1 protein-coding gene is annotated in these 257 nt (G+C 41.6%); it reads left to right on the top strand.

Features of this window, described 5'->3' with window-relative positions:
- On the top strand, positions 1 to 257 hold a 257-nt coding region (locus ACVC3Y_RS00345), incomplete at both ends, for a hypothetical protein (RefSeq protein ID WP_452225753.1).

Below are 257 nucleotides of genomic sequence, written 5' to 3'. Positions count from 1 at the left end.
AGCTGTGATGCAGATGCGGTCTTTGATGTAACTTCGGATTATGCTTTCACGAACCTTGCTTCCACTTGTGGTGCTGGTGGTACTATTACTGTAATCTATACGGTATCGGATGATTGTGATAACGAAACTACACTGACTGCTACACTTACTCTTGAAGATTCTATTGGTCCAGACCTAACGGCTTGTACGGTTGTAGATGAAACCATAGAATGTAATGGAACAGATAATGAAACCATTGCTAACGATTGGAATGCTGC

It is taken from the genome of Lacinutrix cladophorae (genome assembly GCF_053604645.1).
Note: the sequence above shows the minus strand (reverse complement) of the source record. Positions and strands in the feature narration are given on the sequence as shown.